The following is a 16,245-nucleotide window of genomic DNA, read 5'->3' on the forward strand; positions in this document are numbered from 1 at the left end:
GGAGCCGCAAATGCGCACTCCCGCTTGTGTCGTTAGGGATGGAACGCCACCGCCGCCTAGGCCGCTCGTGGACTGTTTCATCTTGAAGGTAAGCTTATCGCGTGTACAGCATATCGCCGCGCTGAAGCTCTTCGATGCTTGCCGCGCCAACGCCGAACATCGCGGTCCGCAGTTCGAATTCGATGCGCGCCAGCTGCTGATGCAGCTCTTCGCTGCGAAGCTCGCCGCTGGTGGCTCCCCGCAGCAGACTGCGCCCGAACCCTGCCAGATCCGCGCCAAGCGCCAATGCTTTGGCCGCTTCCACGCCGCTCACCAGCCCTCCCGATGCAATCACGCACATCTGAGGCAATTGGGATCGTACTTCTCGCACGCTATCGGCAGTCGGTATGCCCCAGTCCGCGAACGCCTCGGCTGCTGCAGCGCGCAGCGGGTCGCGAAGGCGATACTTCTCGACCTGACTCCAGGAGGTGCCGCCCGCGCCGGCTACATCGACGAAAGATACGCCTGCATCGGCAAGACGCGCGGCCGTGCGGCCATCGATCCCCCATCCGACCTCTTTCACGCCGATCGGCACCTCCGATAATCGGCATACCTCTTCGATCCGGCTGAGCAGGCCGCGGAAGTTCGTGTCCCCTTCCGGCTGGAATACTTCCTGCATGCTGTTCAGATGGAGCACGAGCGCATCCGCTTCTGCCAGCTCGACCGCACGGCGGCATTGATCGATCCCATACCCGTAATTGAGCTGCACCGCGCCCAAATTGGCAATGACCGGCACGGTTGGCGCTGCGCCGCGGACGCGGAAGGTATCGGCCAGCTGCTCGTCTTCCACGGCCGCGCGCATCGAACCGAGACCGATCGCCCAGCCCCTAGCTTCGGCCGCTTCGGCCAGACGCAAATTGATCGCACCGGCTTCCGCCGTCCCTCCGGTCATCGAGCTGATGAGCAGCGGCAGCGGCAGTTGATGGCCAAGGAAGCTGATACTTGTATCAATTTGAGCAAAATCAATCTCCGGCAGCGCAGCATGCCGGAATCGGTAACGATCGAAGCCGCTGCCCGAGATGGTGCTCTGCACATCCTCCTCAAGGCAAATCCGAATATGCTCGCCCTTACGTCTTGCCGTCTGGTTATGGCTCTGAGCTGCGTGCGAGTTACTATCCGTCATCCAGACTCCCCCCGTACATGTCACTTTGGCATTTCTTTCACGTTAAACCTGCATTCTTACTATCATGACATAATTTTCACCTGCTAGGCAAGCATAAGAAACGGCTAGTGCGGTGGAGCTTTTCGCATGGACTTAACATTAATTTACAATGATTTAAACAATCATTTTTATGATACTAACAATCATTTTTGTTGTCATTTATCGCGACATATCTTAAAATGAGACTAACCGAATATTTCATTTTAATGATCGTTTCACGCAACTAATATCCGAATCCGACTCAGGAGGAATTGTATATGATCATCCGAATTTTCAACACGCGCGAGGAGCTCGACCGATACGCCGCCCAATTCTATATCGACACGATTGCGGCCAAGCCGAATGCCACGCTCGGCCTTGCTACCGGCTCGACACCGATCGGCATTTATGAAAAAATAGTAGAACGCTACAAGAGCGGGGACGTGACGTTTGTGAACGTAACGACGTTTAACCTCGATGAGTATGTCGGTCTGCCGCCCGAGAATGAGCAGAGCTACGCTTACTTCATGAAGCATCACCTCTTCGGGCATATCGACATCCGCCAGGACCGCACCTACCTTCCGAACGGGATGGCGGCGGATCCTGCGGCGCAATGCGCGCATTACGACGAGATGCTCGCTGCCCAGCCTGTCGATGTCCAGCTGCTCGGCCTTGGCCACAATGGCCATATCGGGTTTAACGAGCCGGACGCGGAGCTGCATGGTGGTACCCATGTCGTGCAATTGAAGCAGGAGACGCTTGAAGCGAACGCGCGTTTCTTCAGCTCCATGGACGAAGTGCCGAAGCAGGCGATCACGATGGGCGTCGGTTCGATTCTGAAGGCGAAAACCATTCTGCTCGTCGTCAAAGGCGCGGACAAAGCCGACATCGTGAAGCGTGCCCTGCAAGGTCCGATTACGACCGAATGCCCAGCGTCGCTGCTTCAGACGCACGCGAACGTCATTGTCCTGCTGGATCAAGAAGCAGGGAGGAATTTATAACATGCCCAACACCCCATCTTGGAGGATTGGCAACCTGAATATAGTCGCCGGCGGATCGTCATTCGAAGGCGAAGCGCTCGTCGAGAACGGCACGATTACGGCGATTACGCCTAAGGAAAAAGGCAGCTCCGATAAGGACGTCCCTGTTATTGACGGGGAAGGCGGCTGGCTGCTGCCCGGATTCATCGATGTGCATGTGCACGGCGGCTATGGCAGCGACTTTATGGACGCGAATGCCGAGGCGTATGACGCCATTACGAAGTTCCACGCTTCGCACGGCACGACCGGCATGTTGGCCACGACGATGACCAATCCGCCGGAAGCGCTCGAAGCCGTGCTGCAAGCGGCAACCGCTTATCAAGAAGGCGGCATGCCCTATGCCGCGCTGCTCGGCGTCCATCTGGAAGGGCCTTTCATTAGCGAGAAATGGGCCGGCGCGCAAAATCCCGCCTATATCCAGCCTCCCCATACCGAATGGCTGAAGCGTTGGATTGTCGACTATCCCGGCATTATTAAGATGATGATGCTCGCGCCGGAGAAGGAAGGCGCGCTCGAGACGATTGAGTGGCTGACGGACAACGGCATTATCGCCGCCTGCGGCCACACCGATGCCCTATATGAGGATATTAAACGGGCGTCGGAGGTTGGCTTGCGCCATACGATCCATACGTTCAACGCCATGCGAGGCTTGCATCACCGCGAGCCGGGAACGCTCGGCGCCGTAGCGACGATCGATTCGATCAGCACGGAGATTATTGCCGACGGGCAACATGTGCATCCGGCCGCGATCGAGCTGCTGCGCCGCGCGAAGCCGGCTGACAAGCTGATTCTGATCACCGACGCCATCTCGGCAGCGGGTCTGGATGACGGCCCTTACTCCCTGGGCGGCCTCGATGTTAAGGTAGAGGACGGCATCGCCAGACTTCGCGAAGGCGGCAATCTCGCCGGCAGCACGCTGACGATGATCAATGCGTTCCGGTTCATGCTGGAGCATACGAATTTGACCGTTCCGCAGGTGAGCCAGCTTGCCAGCGGCAATCCGGCACGGCTGCTCGGCGTGGAAGAACGGATGGGATCGATCGCGCTCGGTAAGCAAGCCGACCTCGTCTGGACGGATGCTAACTTCGCCATCCGCCGGACTTGGGTGCAAGGCCGCACGGTGTATGAGCAAGCTTAAGACAAGACAATCGCCATATATGTACAAAAAAGAACCTTGGAATCGCAACTTGCGAATCCAAGGTTCTTCGTGCATAAGCCGGAATTCCCTATTATGAAGTGACATGAACTCTGATGCCATGCGCGGATGCGGCTGCTTCCAGATGATGCGGGAGCGGCTCGTCGGTAATGAAGCCTTGAAGCTCGCTTAAGCCCGCTATCGAGAATAGTGACGTGCGCCCAACCTTCGTATGGTCGAACATCGCGTAAGTCGCCTGCGAGCGGCGAATCATCGCTTTGGCGATATGCGCCTCCTGCTCCGAGTAGGTCGTAATGCCGCCGGTTGAGGATACGCCATCGACGCCAAGGAACATCTTGCCGATGTTCAGCTGGCTGATCATACCCTCGCCTAGCGGGCCGCACAGCTCGAAGCTGTTATGGCGCATCATCCCGCCGGTCACGACGACGCCGATCTCGCTGCCCGTCAGCTCCATCGCCACGTTCACCGCATTGGTTACGACGGTGATGCCGCGGCGCGTCTTCAGCATCTTCGCCAGCAGATAGTTCGTCGTGCCGCCGGACAGACCGACGACATCGCCTTCTTCGATAAGCGCTGCCGCCGCGGCTGCGATCCGTTCCTTCTCCAAGTAGGATAACCCTTCCTTCTCGGCGAAAGGCAGCTCGCGCACCGCGTTCATCCCGTCATACATAGCCCCGCCAATCGTTCTTATGACAGGTTCCGTCTTCTCCATCAGCTCCAGATCCCTGCGTGCCGTAGCCTCGGAGATGCCGAAGCGTTCGACCATCTCTTGAATCGAAATCCGGCCTTGACGCTTCAGCACATTCATAATCTGCTCCCGCCGGCGCCTGCCTTTGGAAGCTTGTGCGTCTTGCGACATTAACGTTCCACCCAGCCTTGTCCTTGCAGTCTGAGTTGGACGGCGCCCCAGTCAGGAAGCGCTTCCCAGTCGCCGCGCATCTGCACGACGAGCGAGCCGTTAATGCTGCCGATCCGTACCGCCTCAACCGGACTCTTGCCTTGCAGCACCCCGGTAAGGAAGCCTGCGCAGAAGCCGTCTCCGGCGCCGACCGTATCGATCACCTTATCGGCCGGATAGAACGGAACGCTTGTCTCCTCGCCATTCTCCAGCACGACCGTCGTATCGCCGACCCCTTTAATAATGGTCGTCGCGCTAAGTTCGCTCAGCTTGCTCTTCACGGTATCATAATCATCGGTATTATAGAGAAGCCGAAGCTCGTCCCAGCCTGGCAGGAAATAATCCGCTTGCTCCGCCAACGGCAGCACGACCTCGCGCGCCTCTTCGATCGTCCACAGCTTAAGCCGCAAATTCGGGTCGAAGCTCACTTTAACGCCCGCTTCCTTGGCCGCCTTAACTGCAGCTAGCACGGTCTGCCGGCAATTCTCGCTAAGGGCAAGCGTAATGCCCGTCACATGCAGCAGCTTGCAGCCGCGTATGTAATCCAGATCGAGATCGTCCGGGGTCATCTTGCTCGCCGCCGAGTTCTTCCGGTAGTAATGCACCGCGAGCTTACCCGCGACCGTCTCCCGGAACATGAGCCCGGTCGATTCGCCCGGCACAAGGCGCGCACGGGATACATCAACGCCTTCGCCGCGAATACGTTTCAGAATCGTGCTGCCGAATGGATCTTCGCCAAGCGCTCCGAACCAGCCGACCGAGCAGCCGAGTCTGGCCGCGCCAATCGCTACATTGCTTTCTGCGCCGCCGAAGCTCTGCTCCAGCGCCGCCGCTCCTTCCAGGCCGCGATAGTCCGGCGACATGAAGAGCGCCATCGTTTCCCCGAATGTCAGTAAATCCGGTGACTGCGTCTTTGTCATCCTACTCTCCCCTATAGCACAGCATGATTAAACATCTTTTAAGATCGGAAACTTCATGAAGTAAATAATAACCAGATAGATAATGAGCACGATGATGCTCAGCACGCGCGCTTTGGCAATATGTCCGGAAGCGCTGGTGCCGGATTTAATCTCAATGGCAATCCGCTTCAGCGGCTTCGTCACGATCCCGCCAAGCGCCGCGATTGCCAGGAACAACAGCGTCACGATGATCATCCAGATGACGGCGTACTCGCCTTGCGACATCAGGTAGCCGCCCGTGAGCAGCTGAAGCACAAGGAAATATTGCGCGATCCGGTTAGCCGAGGCAAGGCCTTCTGCCAATCCCGCTTGGCCCTCGCCCGCAAGCTTCGATGCACGTCCGACAAGAACCGGCATCACGAGATAAAATCCCATGCCAGCCGCACCGATTACATGCAGTAACAGCATAATTTCAAACATTGCATTTCCTCCTGAACGATAGTCTGACAGTCCTCATCATTATACTCGAACAGGCCTGTAAATTCAAAGAAAGTCACGATTTTTCAGGGCTCAGACGGTGCTTGGCAATGACCGCTTTGATCGCGAAATAATCGACGTCTTCCGGCAGCGATTCCTTGATGGGCTTCAGCTTCTCCGGACCGATCTCCTGGACCGCGGCAACGATTAACGACTCGTGTTCTTCCGGAATGTAACGGCTCCACTCGATTGCCTCGCCTTCCTCCGCGCAGCGAATCAGATGGTTCTCGACCGTCATCGCGCTCATCCCCCGCAGACTAGCGGCCTCTGCGATCGAGTGCCCCATACCCAGCAGCGTCAATGTTAGCAAATGGCTGGACAACCCGGCACGATTCTCCAGCACCTCAGCCGTCTGCTCGTCCGCTTCAACCGCCGGCGCCCTGTCAGCGATAACCGCTGTCCGCTGCCCAGATGCCTTGGCTGTAGACGCTGCAGTCGTTTCGTTCCCATGCTCTGCAGGCGACGCTAGGCGAGAACCGTTCCCGGACTGTTCGCCTTCCCGATAGCGACGAACAACCTCCAGCACCTCCAGACCGTACTTGCGGACCTTCGCTTCGCCGACGCCTTTGACGCCGAGCAGCTCCTCGCTGTTCCTCGGCTCTCGATCCGCGATCTCCCGCAGCGTCGCATCGAAGAAGAGCATGAATGGCGGCACATGTTCCTTGGCGGCCGTAATCCGCCTCCACTCCCGGAGCGCCTCGAATAGGGCGGCATTCTCCGACGTTTGCGCGGAAGTCCGGCGTTTGGCGGCGGTATTGCGCTTGCGGAATACCTGCTTGCTGCCCTCGAGTACCGGCAATGCTTCCTGCGCCAGCGAGACCGTCGGATATTCGCCGTCGCCGATCCGCATATAGCCTTCGGCGACCAGCCAGTACAGCCAATCGCTGATGTCTTTCTCCACCCAGCTGCGGAACAGCCCGTAGGTGGAAAGCCGATCCAGTCCCGTCTCCAAAAGACGCTTGTCTCTCGAGCCCTTCAACACTTTGGCGGCCATCGTAACCCCGAAGCGTCCCTTCATCCGGCCGACGCAAGAGAGCGCCTTACGTGCCTCGTCGGTCATATCGACCTTCTCGCTCTGATCCAGGCAGTTGCTGCATTTGCCGCAAGGCGGCACATCCGCTTCGCCGAAGTAACTGACGATAAACTGCAGCAAGCAGCGGTCTGTCCGGCTGAAATGCATCATCGTATACAGCTTGTTCAACTGAATGGAGCGCCGTTCCGGGTCCTCCGTGCTGCGTTCAATAAGGAACCGCTGCACCTGAACGTCCTGCGGCTCGAAGAGCAGCACGCATTCGCTCTCCTCGCCGTCGCGGCCTGCCCGTCCTGCTTCTTGATAGTACGACTCCACGTCGCTTGGCATCTGCCAATGAATGACGAACCGGACGTTCGGCTTGTCGATGCCCATCCCGAAGGCATTGGTCGCCACCATAATCCGCGATTCGTCGAAACGGAACTTCTCTTGCGCCGATGCCCGCTCTTCGTCCGATAGACCGCCGTGATACTTCTCCGCCAAGAGTCCCTGACGTTGCAGATCTTCGCACACTTCCTCGACTTCCTTGCGGGTGGCCGCATATACAATGCCTGACTGATCGGTTCGCTGCTTCATGAAATCGCGCAGAAACTTCTTCTTGTCCGTACCCGTCACCACGGAGAGTGACAGGTTCGTCCGCGCAAAGCCCGTTACATGGACATTCGGCTCCCTCAAGCCCAGCATATGGGCAATATCGCGAGCCACCTCAGGGGTGGCCGTCGCCGTAAACGCCGCCACCGGCGGCCTTGTCGTAAGTCTGCCGACCCAATGCGCGAGCTGGCGGTAGCTGGGCCGGAAATCATGGCCCCATTGCGAGACGCAGTGTGCTTCATCGATCGCGATAAGCGGAATGTGCATCTGATTCGCGAGCGACTCGAACATGGCGCCATCCAGCCGCTCCGGCGCGACATAGAGCAGCTTGTACGTGCCTAGCGCCGTCTGGCGGACAACCTCCCGATACGCGGCCGCGTCAAGCGAGCTGTTCAGATAGGCCGCCGGAACGCCTAAGCGCGTCAATGCGTCGACCTGATCCTTCATCAGCGAGATTAACGGCGATACGACAATTGTCGTTCCCGGGAGCAGCATCGCCGGCAGTTGGTAGCAGATCGACTTCCCGCCTCCGGTTGGCAGAATGGCAAGCGTGTCGTCTCCGCCCAAGATACCGCTAATAATTTCACGTTGCCCTTTACGGAAGTCATCATATCCATAAACCTGCTTCAGCAGGCGCTGTGCCTCATCTGTCAACGGTCGTTCCCCTCCTTATACGCAAAAATGAGACCCTGACGATTCGTCCTGTCAGGGTCCCATGTACCTCATGTGTAACGTTTATTATACGCCTAACGGTTAACCCGTGACAACCTGAATCACGCTGCGAACGGAATTCGCCGACTTCTCCAGCGCAGCCTTCTCGTCTTCCGTCAGCTCAAGCTCGAATATTTTCTCGATGCCGTCGCCGCCCAAGATGACCGGTACGCCCATGAACAAGTTGTCGTAGCCGTATTCGCCTTGCAGCAGCGCAATGACGGGCAGTATGCGTTTCTTGTCCTTCAGTATGGCTTCGGTCATCTGGACAAGCGAGGCTGCCGGCGCATAGTAGGCTGAGCCGTTGCCGAGCAAGTTCACGATCTCGCCGCCGCCCACGCGGGTCCGCTGCACGATCGCTTCGATCCGGTCTGCCGGAATGAGCTTCTCGATCGGAATGCCGCCTACGTTCGAGTAACGGACAAGCGGCACCATGTCGTCGCCATGGCCGCCAAGCACGAATCCGCGCACGTCTTCGACGGACACGTTCAGCTCTTGCGCGATGAAGGTACAGTAACGGGCGGTATCGAGGACGCCGGATTGGCCGATGACGCGGTTCTTCGGGAACCCGAGCGCGTTATAGGCCACATACGTCATCGCATCAACCGGATTGGAGAGGAGGATGACATAAGCGTTCGGACTTGTTGCCTTGATGTTCTCACAGACCGATTTTACAATGCCGGCATTCGTGTTCACGAGGTCATCGCGGCTCATGCCCGGCTTGCGGGCAATGCCTGCCGTAATGATGACCACATCGGAATTCTGCGTGTCTGCATAGTCGGACGTGCCAGTAATTCTCGCGTCGATGCCTTGTACAGGCGTCGACTCCAGCATATCGAGCGCTTTGCCTTTGGTCGGGTTCTCCAGCTGTGGGATGTCTACCAATACAACGTCACCGAGTTCTTTCTGTGCAAGCATCAAAGCTGTTGTCGCGCCCGTGAAACCAGCGCCGACAACCGTAATCTTGTTCCGTTTAATCGCCATGTCTATCACTTACCTCCTCTTTGAACTGGTCGAAAAAAGGCGCATTACAAGGTGAAACGGCTATCGCCCTTTCATGGCACAAGCGCGTTTCATTCCGGAGAAATACAAGGTGATTTATAAGCGTGTAACTTATAAATGCTTGTATTTCAAGGTGAAACGGCTATCGCCGTCTTTCATGGCACAAGCGCGTTTCATTCCGGAGTAATACAAGATGATTTATAAGCGTGCAACTTATAAATGCTTGTATTATAAAGGATGCCCGCCTAACCGGACCTTTTCCTCTATCGGCGAATAGATTGCCTCTTGTCTAACGTACTCCTATTATTCCCCAATATCGAGAAATTAAGGTCATGAGTACAGCAGCAGGCAAAGCCGACGTTGGGGTCGCATGAATTAGGCGGGCAACGTTCATATATTACAGGTTGTTAATGATTTGGTCTGCGAATTCGGAGCACTTCACTTCAGTTGCGCCTTCCATCAGACGTGCGAAGTCGTAAGTAACCGTTTTGTTGTTGATCGAAGTTTCCATGCCTTTGTAGATCAGGTCAGCCGCTTCCTGCCAGCCCAGGTGCTCAAGGAGCATGACGCCGGAGAGGATAACCGAACCTGGGTTAACAACGTCTTTGTCCGCATACTTAGGCGCTGTGCCGTGAGTAGCTTCGAAGATTGCATGGCCAGTTAGGTAGTTGATGTTCGCGCCTGGTGCGATACCGATACCGCCAACTTGCGCTGCAAGCGCGTCGGACAGGTAGTCGCCATTCAGGTTCAATGTAGCGATAACGTCAAAGTCAGTCGGACGAGTCAGAACTTGCTGCAGCGCGATATCCGCAATTGCGTCCTTCACGATGAGTTTGCCAGCTGCTTCTGCATCCTTCTGCGCTTGATTAGCTGCGTCAACGCCTTGCTCTTCTTTAATGCGGTCGTATTGGCCCCATGTGAAAGTTTGCTCAGCGAACTCTTGCTCAGCTACTTCGTAGCCCCAGTTCTTGAACGCGCCTTCCGTGAATTTCATGATGTTGCCTTTGTGCACGAGCGTAACGGACTTGCGGCCGTGTTTGATCGCGTATTCGATCGCTGCGCGAGCCAGACGCTTCGAACCTTCAGCGGATACTGGCTTGATGCCGATACCGGAAGTTTCAGGGAAGCGGATTTTGTTCGCGCCCATCTCGTTCTGGAGGAACTCGATTACTTTCTTCACTTCTGCGGAACCTTCTTGATACTCGATACCTGCATAGATATCTTCTGTGTTCTCGCGGAAGATAACCATGTTCACGAGTTCAGGGCGTTTAACCGGGGAAGGCACGCCGTCGAAGTAACGAACAGGACGCAGGCACACGTACAGGTCAAGCTCTTGGCGAAGCGCAACGTTCAGGGAACGGATACCGCCGCCGATTGGCGTCGTCAGTGGACCTTTGATCGCAACGATGTACTCGCGGATCGCTTCGAGCGTATCGTTAGGCAGCCATTCGTTGTATGTATTGAATGCTTTCTCGCCGGCAAACACTTCGTACCAAGCGATTTTCTTCTCGCCGTTATATGCTTTCTCTACAGCAGCGTCCAGTACGCGCTTGGAGGCTTTCCAGATATCGCGGCCTGTACCGTCGCCTTCGATGAATGGAATGATCGGGTTGTTCGGTACTTGCAGGATACCATTGTCAATCGTGATTTTCTCGCCTTCAGTCGGAAGTGCAAATTTCTCGAGTTTCATGGATGGAATTCCTCCTTCAATATAGTAAAGATAACTGCTTCGACAACATTCCTTATCGTAACATGACGGGAGGGCTGTTGCACAGCTTGTTCAACCTGCGCGCCAGTCCCTCCTGCTCATCCAAAGCGGTATGTAAGTGAAAGCGGTACATTCATAAGCGCCGGGAGTTCCGCATGTCCTCAGGCCGCCTGTATTGTACCTCTCTCGATTATTTCCGCTCAGCGATCGGTGTTACTTTCTGATTCACAGGGCCTGTATATTCAGCGCGTGGACGGATGAGACGGTTGTTCTCATACTGCTCCAGGATATGCGCCGTCCAACCGGACAGGCGGCTGATCGCGAAGATCGGCGTGAACAGATCGCGTTCAATGCCAAGCGTCGTATAGACGGATGCCGAGTAGAAGTCGACATTCGGCTTCAAGCCCTTCTGGCCTGTTACCATCTCTTCGATCTTAACGGACATTTCGTACAGTTCCATGTTGCCCGTCAGTTTGCCCAGCTCGCGGGACATCTTCTGCAGATGCTTCGCGCGTGGGTCGCCGTTCTTGTATACACGGTGTCCGAAGCCCATAATTTTTTCTTTGTTCGCCAGTTTCTCGTTGATGACGGATTCCACCTTAGCGGAGGAGCCGATCTCTTCCAGCATAACCATAACCGCTTCGTTGGCACCGCCATGGAGAGGGCCTTTGAGCGCGCCGATCGCGGAAGTAACGCCCGAATAGATATCCGACAGCGTAGCAACCGTAACGCGGGCCGCGAAGGTAGAAGCGTTCAGCTCATGGTCGGCATGGAGAACAAGCGCTTGATCCAGCGCTTTGACCGCAACTTGATCCGGTTCTTGGCCAGTCAGCATGTATAGGAAATTATAAGCGACCGATACGCCGGCCTTAGGAGCAACCGGCTCTTGGCCCTTGCGAATACGCGAGAATGCCGCGATGATTGTCGGCAGCTGAGCTTGCAGCTTGATCGCCTTACGCAGGTTCGCCTCAGGGGACATATCCTGAGCTTCCGCGTCATACAGCGCAAGAGCAGAGACAGCCGAACGCAGTGCAGCCATGGAATTTGTATCTTTCGGATAAAGTTTGATCTGTTCGATAACTTGAGCCGGTACTGGCGCGTATTCGCCCAGCTGCTTCACCAGGCCATCCAGTTCGGACTGCGTAGGCAGCTTGCCGTACCATAGCAAATAAGCAGCTTCTTCGAATGAAGCGTTTTCGGCTAGATCATCGATATTGATTCCGCGATACGTCAGCACGCCGTCGACAATGGAGCTGATCGAGGATGTTGTGGCAACGATGCCTTCAAGACCTTTAGTTGCTGTCATATTTCTCTCTCCTTTAATTCAGGTATCCTTACGGCAACAAAGTAACAATAAATGGGATTCGAATCCGTATCGTCTTATCAATCATATCGGATTTTGACAACGAAGTGAACAAAAACGGACATAGAAATGATTTATCGCCTTTATCAAAGTTTTTTTCTGCCAATCCTCAACAGAAAAATCTTTCCCAATTTCGTACCATTATACCCATTCTTTTTCGGCGCTTTTTGTAAAGGTACTTCTGGTGGTAAAATGGTCGATATAGAGTTTGTCCCCATTAAAAAGCTTCTGGAGGATCAGCAATGACGGAACAACGCATCGGCATTATAGATATTGGATCCAACTCCATCCGGCTGGTCGTCTATGAACGGACCGCCCATGGCGCGCACCGCGTCATCGACGGGAGCAAGCGCGCCGCCAGGTTGTCGGAGCTCATCGACGAGAACGGCAATGTGCCGGATCATGTCATCTCGGATCTGATCGACATGATGAACCATTTTCGCCTCATATGCGCCTACCACAATGCCGGTTATATCCGGGCAGTGGCGACAGCGGCCATCCGCAACGCCGCGAACCGCAGCGAGGTTATCGCGCAAATCGAGGCCGGTTCGGGCCTGACCATCGAGCTGCTAGGCGGCGAGCAGGAAGCGAGTTACGGCTTCCTCGGCATGATCAACTCGATGGATATCCGCGACGGCTTCTTGATCGATATCGGCGGCGGAAGCACGGAGGTGTCGCTCTTCCGCGACCGGACGCTCGTGCAATCGGTGTCGTTCCCGTTCGGCTGCGTGAACTTGTCCCGCCGTTTCGCTCCGAAGGGCATTCTGCAAGACGAGGACCTGAGGGCGCTTGAAGCATTCGTAGCCGAAGCCGTAAGCAAAGAACCGTGGCTCGCCTGGTCGCCGGGACTTCCGCTGGTCGGCGTCGGCGGCACCGTAAGAAGCCTGGGCAAGATTCATCAAGCCCACGTCAAATACACGTTCCAAAGCTATCACAACTACCCGATTCCCGGGCAGGATGTCGATCTGCTATTCGAGCAGATCCGCAAGATGCCGCTCGACAAGCGCCGCAAGCTTCCGGGCTTGTCCAAGGACCGCGTCGACATCATCGTGCCGGGCGTCGCGATCCTGCGCGCCTTGTTCCATGCGATGCGCGCCTCACATTATCTGGTCTGCGGCGCCGGCCTGCGGGACGGCCTGTTCTACGCGACGCGATTCCCCAACCAGCCGAAGCTCCCAGATGTCCTGACGTACAGTGTCAGCAACCTTGCGGCCCTGCATCCGGCTGTCCCGAGGAAGCATGTCGCCGCGGTGAACCGCTACGTGCTGCAGTTATTCGATGCGCTGTCGCCGCAATACCATCTGCCGGAACGGGCTCGGGTCTGGCTGGATACCGCCTCGACGCTGTTCCGAATCGGCGCAAGCATCGACTATTACGATTACACGAAGCATACGTTTTATTTGATGGTGAATTCGCATTTGAGCGGTCTGTCCCATCGCGAGATGCTGCTGTGCGCGGGCACGGCGTCTTACAAAAGCAAAAACCGCGCCAAACTGCTCGCGGCTTCATTCAAGCCGATCCTCGATGAGCAGGACGTCACCTTGATCAGCATGCTCGGCTCCTTGCTTCAGCTTGCGATCGCCCTGGACCGCAGCGAAACCCAAGCCATCGAGCGCCTGACGATCGATGTCGATAACGGCAAGCTGCTGCTATGCGCAGAGCGCGCCGAAGGCCAGCTGGTCGTCGAGCACAAAGAGGTCGACGGGCTGGCCCATGAATTCAAGAAGATATGGGGGCTTGCGCCCCAATTATCGTTCCCGGGTTACCGGTAATTTTTCCAACGCGCAATATCTTTAGCGGCGAACTGGCTGCGCAGCGGCTGGCTTTCATCCTTCTGCCTGAGATACGTACCGTTTGGCGTCAGTTCACTGGATTTAACGTTATCCTGCAAATTCATCTCGATGATGTTCCGCATCACCTTGCGCAGATTCGGATCGAACACCGGACAGAGCAGCTCGATTCTGCGGGTCAAGTTGCGCGTCATCCAGTCCGCGCTGGACAGATAGACCTCTTCGTCGCCGCCGTTATGGAAGATCATGATGCGCGAATGCTCCAGGAAGCGGTCGACGATTGAGACGACGCGGATGTTCTCGCTTCGGCCGGGTACGCCTGGACGCAGGCAGCACACGCCGCGAACGATCAACTCAATCTGCACGCCCGCTTGCGAGGCCTCGTACAGCTTATCGATCATCTCCTGATTCGATAAGCTGTTCATTTTGGCCACGATTCGTGCCGGCTTTCCTTCGGCCGCATGCGCTTTCTCCCGGTCGATCAGCCCGAACAGCTTATCCATCAGATCCGTCGGCGCAACGCCGAAAGCTTTCCATTCATAGGGCGAGGAATACCCCGTAATCTCATTGAACAGCGCAGACGCATCCGCGCCGATGACGGGATGCGAGGTGAATAGCCCAACATCCGTGTACAGTTTGGCCGTGTTGTCGTTATAGTTGCCCGTCCCGACATGCACATACCGCCGCAGCATCTGTTGCTCCCGTCGCACGACGAGCAGAATCTTCGCGTGGGTCTTGAGCCCGACCAGGCCGTAGACGACGTGACAGCCCGCTTTCTCCAGCTGCCGTGCCCAAGCTATATTGCGCTCCTCATCGAATCTAGCCTTCAACTCCACTACCACGGTCACTTGCTTCCCGGCCTCGGCCGCCATTGCCAGCGCTTGAACGAGCGCGGACTGGCCGCTGACCCGGTACAGCGTCATCTTGATTGCCAGCACGTCCGGATCATGCGCCGCATCGGTGACGAAGTCATTCACGGCTTCGAACGATTCATAAGGATGATAACAGAGTACATCCTGCTGCCGCAGCACGGCGAACATATCGTCGGAATGCTCGAATTCCTTCGGATAGACAGGCTCGATTCGCTCATATCGCAGTGCGTCATAGCCCGGCAGGGAGCCGGCAAACCGCATCAGGAAGCTTAAGTCGAGCGGGCCATCGATCTCGAACATATTGTCATCAAGCTCGAGCTCTTCCTTGAGCAATTGGAGCGCGTACGGGTGCATGCCTTTGTCATATTCGACCCGAACCGGAATCCCCCACCGTCTGCGGCGGAGCTCCTTCTCGATTTCTTCCAGCAAATCCTCTGCGCCTTCCTCGTTCAGCGTCAAGTCCGCATTGCGGGTTAAGCGGAACGGATGGACGGCAATCGGGGTATAGCCGTTGAACAGCGTATTAATATGCCGCTCGATCAGCTCTTCGAGCAGGACGAACTCCATTTTCTTGCTGCCGTTCCGCACCGGCACTGCGACGAAGCGTTGCAGAATCGAAGGCACCTGCACAATGGCGAAGAATGGTTCGTCATCCGGCGGCATATCATCTTTATCCAGCAGAACCGCCAGATACAGTTCCTTCGTATGCAACAGCGGGAACGGACGGCTCTGGTCGACGGCCATCGGGGTCAGTACCGGGAAGACAATATCGTAAAAATAATCGTCCACCGCTTTGGTCTGCGTCGCGTTCAGCTCCGACAGATCGCGGAAGCAGATTCCTTCTTTGGCCAGGCTGCGCATGACTTCGCGGAAGGTCTTATATTGGTCATGAACCATATCGCTCGTGCGCTTGATAAGACGTTTCCATAAACCGGCCGGGGTATAGCCCGTGAAGTCCTTTTTCGTATAGCCCGCTTTCATCTGAGCTTGAATGCCGGCCATACGCACACTCATGAATTCATCGAGATTGCTGGAAACGATCGATAAAAATTTGGCTCTCTCGAGCAGCGGGTTCGTCCCATCCTGCGCTTCTTGAAGCACTCTACGGTTAAACTCGATCCAGCTTAAATCGCGATTCACGTATTGGGGCAGCGGTCTATTCATACAAATCAGCAATCCTCCTAGGCAAGCAACGAGTATTAAAAGCCGGCGAATGCCGTATTCCCGTTTCTTACGATTGGGAACGCAAACCAATCACCGTAAGGCTGTCGTATACTTTACGAAACATTCAAGGTGAAACGGCTCACGCCGTCTCGATGGCGCAGGCGCGTTTCATTCCGGAGAAATACAAGATGATTTATAAGCGTGTATTATAAATATTTGTATTTCAAGAAAGACATTCGTTCAGGATACCATATAATTACTACGACTACATAGTTATGGCAAACATAGGTCATGTCCCATTATG

Annotated in this window: 12 protein-coding genes; 3 read left to right on the plus strand and 9 right to left on the minus strand. The window is 55.9% G+C overall.

Going from position 1 to position 16,245, the window contains the following annotated elements; translation table 11 throughout:
* Positions 1-94: 94 nt before the first annotated feature.
* Positions 95-1,162 carry a type 2 isopentenyl-diphosphate Delta-isomerase gene (gene fni, locus FHS18_RS01370; RefSeq protein WP_183596130.1) on the minus strand — a complete coding sequence of 356 codons (1,068 nt, stop codon included), beginning with the start codon at positions 1,160-1,162 and terminating at the stop codon, positions 95-97.
* 296 nt (positions 1,163-1,458) lie between these two features.
* On the opposite strand from fni, the gene nagB reads away from it, so the two are divergent.
* Entirely contained in the window at positions 1,459-2,181 is a 723-nt protein-coding gene (nagB, locus tag FHS18_RS01375; RefSeq protein ID WP_183596132.1) for a glucosamine-6-phosphate deaminase, read from the plus strand.
* 1 nt (position 2,182) lies between these two features.
* Positions 2,183-3,358 carry an N-acetylglucosamine-6-phosphate deacetylase gene (gene nagA, locus FHS18_RS01380; RefSeq protein ID WP_183596134.1) on the plus strand — a complete coding sequence of 392 codons (1,176 nt, stop codon included), beginning with the start codon at positions 2,183-2,185 and terminating at the stop codon, positions 3,356-3,358.
* A 91-nt stretch (positions 3,359-3,449) separates the two neighbouring features.
* Here the strand turns inward: nagA and FHS18_RS01385 are convergent, their stop codons facing one another.
* The 7 genes from FHS18_RS01385 to citZ form a co-directional block, all read right to left on the minus strand.
* Complete coding sequence (locus FHS18_RS01385) at positions 3,450-4,235, minus strand: DeoR/GlpR family DNA-binding transcription regulator (protein WP_183596136.1); 786 nt, start codon at positions 4,233-4,235, stop codon at positions 3,450-3,452.
* On the minus strand, positions 4,235-5,194 hold the full coding sequence (locus tag FHS18_RS01390) for a sugar kinase (RefSeq protein WP_183596138.1): 960 nt from the start codon (positions 5,192-5,194) through the stop codon (positions 4,235-4,237). The genes FHS18_RS01385 and FHS18_RS01390 overlap by 1 nt, the downstream gene beginning before the upstream one ends.
* A 27-nt stretch (positions 5,195-5,221) precedes the next feature.
* Entirely contained in the window at positions 5,222-5,653 is a 432-nt protein-coding gene (locus FHS18_RS01395) for a hypothetical protein (RefSeq protein ID WP_183596140.1), read from the minus strand.
* Positions 5,654-5,726: 73 nt separating this feature from the next.
* On the minus strand, positions 5,727-7,985 hold the full coding sequence (gene recQ / locus FHS18_RS01400; protein WP_183596142.1) for a DNA helicase RecQ: 2,259 nt from the start codon (positions 7,983-7,985) through the stop codon (positions 5,727-5,729).
* A 99-nt stretch (positions 7,986-8,084) separates the two neighbouring features.
* On the minus strand, positions 8,085-9,026 hold the full coding sequence (gene mdh, locus FHS18_RS01405) for a malate dehydrogenase (RefSeq protein ID WP_183596144.1): 942 nt from the start codon (positions 9,024-9,026) through the stop codon (positions 8,085-8,087).
* Between the two features lie 415 nt (positions 9,027-9,441).
* Positions 9,442-10,734, minus strand: a complete 1,293-nt coding sequence (gene icd / locus FHS18_RS01410; RefSeq protein WP_183596146.1) for an NADP-dependent isocitrate dehydrogenase — start codon at positions 10,732-10,734, stop codon at positions 9,442-9,444.
* 208 nt (positions 10,735-10,942) lie between these two features.
* A complete protein-coding gene (gene citZ / locus FHS18_RS01415) occupies positions 10,943-12,058 on the minus strand; it encodes a citrate synthase (protein WP_183596148.1) in 1,116 nt (371 codons plus the stop codon).
* Between the two features lie 299 nt (positions 12,059-12,357).
* Here citZ and FHS18_RS01420 point away from each other — a divergent pair, with 299 nt between their 5' ends.
* Positions 12,358-13,887 (plus strand): Ppx/GppA family phosphatase, encoded by a 1,530-nt coding sequence (locus tag FHS18_RS01420; RefSeq protein WP_183596150.1) that lies wholly within the window; start codon positions 12,358-12,360, stop codon positions 13,885-13,887.
* Here the strand turns inward: FHS18_RS01420 and ppk1 are convergent.
* On the minus strand, positions 13,878-15,941 hold the full coding sequence (gene ppk1 / locus FHS18_RS01425) for a polyphosphate kinase 1 (protein WP_183596152.1): 2,064 nt from the start codon (positions 15,939-15,941) through the stop codon (positions 13,878-13,880). The genes FHS18_RS01420 and ppk1 overlap by 10 nt on opposite strands.
* Positions 15,942-16,245 lie beyond the last annotated feature (304 nt).

Source organism: Paenibacillus phyllosphaerae, from assembly GCF_014192105.1.
In the GTDB taxonomy this organism is placed as follows: domain Bacteria; phylum Bacillota; class Bacilli; order Paenibacillales; family Paenibacillaceae; genus Paenibacillus_Z; species Paenibacillus_Z phyllosphaerae.

Coding starts and splice junctions, on each gene's coding strand:
- FHS18_RS01420 (WP_183596150.1), top strand. CDS start 12,358: ATGACGGAACAACGCATCGGCATTATAGATATTGGATCCAACTCCATC.
- FHS18_RS01395 (WP_183596140.1), bottom strand. CDS start 5,653: ATGTTTGAAATTATGCTGTTACTGCATGTAATCGGTGCGGCTGGCATG.
- icd (WP_183596146.1), bottom strand. CDS start 10,734: ATGAAACTCGAGAAATTTGCACTTCCGACTGAAGGCGAGAAAATCACG.
- nagB (WP_183596132.1), top strand. CDS start 1,459: ATGATCATCCGAATTTTCAACACGCGCGAGGAGCTCGACCGATACGCC.
- citZ (WP_183596148.1), bottom strand. CDS start 12,058: ATGACAGCAACTAAAGGTCTTGAAGGCATCGTTGCCACAACATCCTCG.
- fni (WP_183596130.1), bottom strand. CDS start 1,162: ATGACGGATAGTAACTCGCACGCAGCTCAGAGCCATAACCAGACGGCA.
- FHS18_RS01390 (WP_183596138.1), bottom strand. CDS start 5,194: ATGACAAAGACGCAGTCACCGGATTTACTGACATTCGGGGAAACGATG.
- FHS18_RS01385 (WP_183596136.1), bottom strand. CDS start 4,235: ATGTCGCAAGACGCACAAGCTTCCAAAGGCAGGCGCCGGCGGGAGCAG.
- nagA (WP_183596134.1), top strand. CDS start 2,183: ATGCCCAACACCCCATCTTGGAGGATTGGCAACCTGAATATAGTCGCC.
- ppk1 (WP_183596152.1), bottom strand. CDS start 15,941: ATGAATAGACCGCTGCCCCAATACGTGAATCGCGATTTAAGCTGGATC.
- mdh (WP_183596144.1), bottom strand. CDS start 9,026: ATGGCGATTAAACGGAACAAGATTACGGTTGTCGGCGCTGGTTTCACG.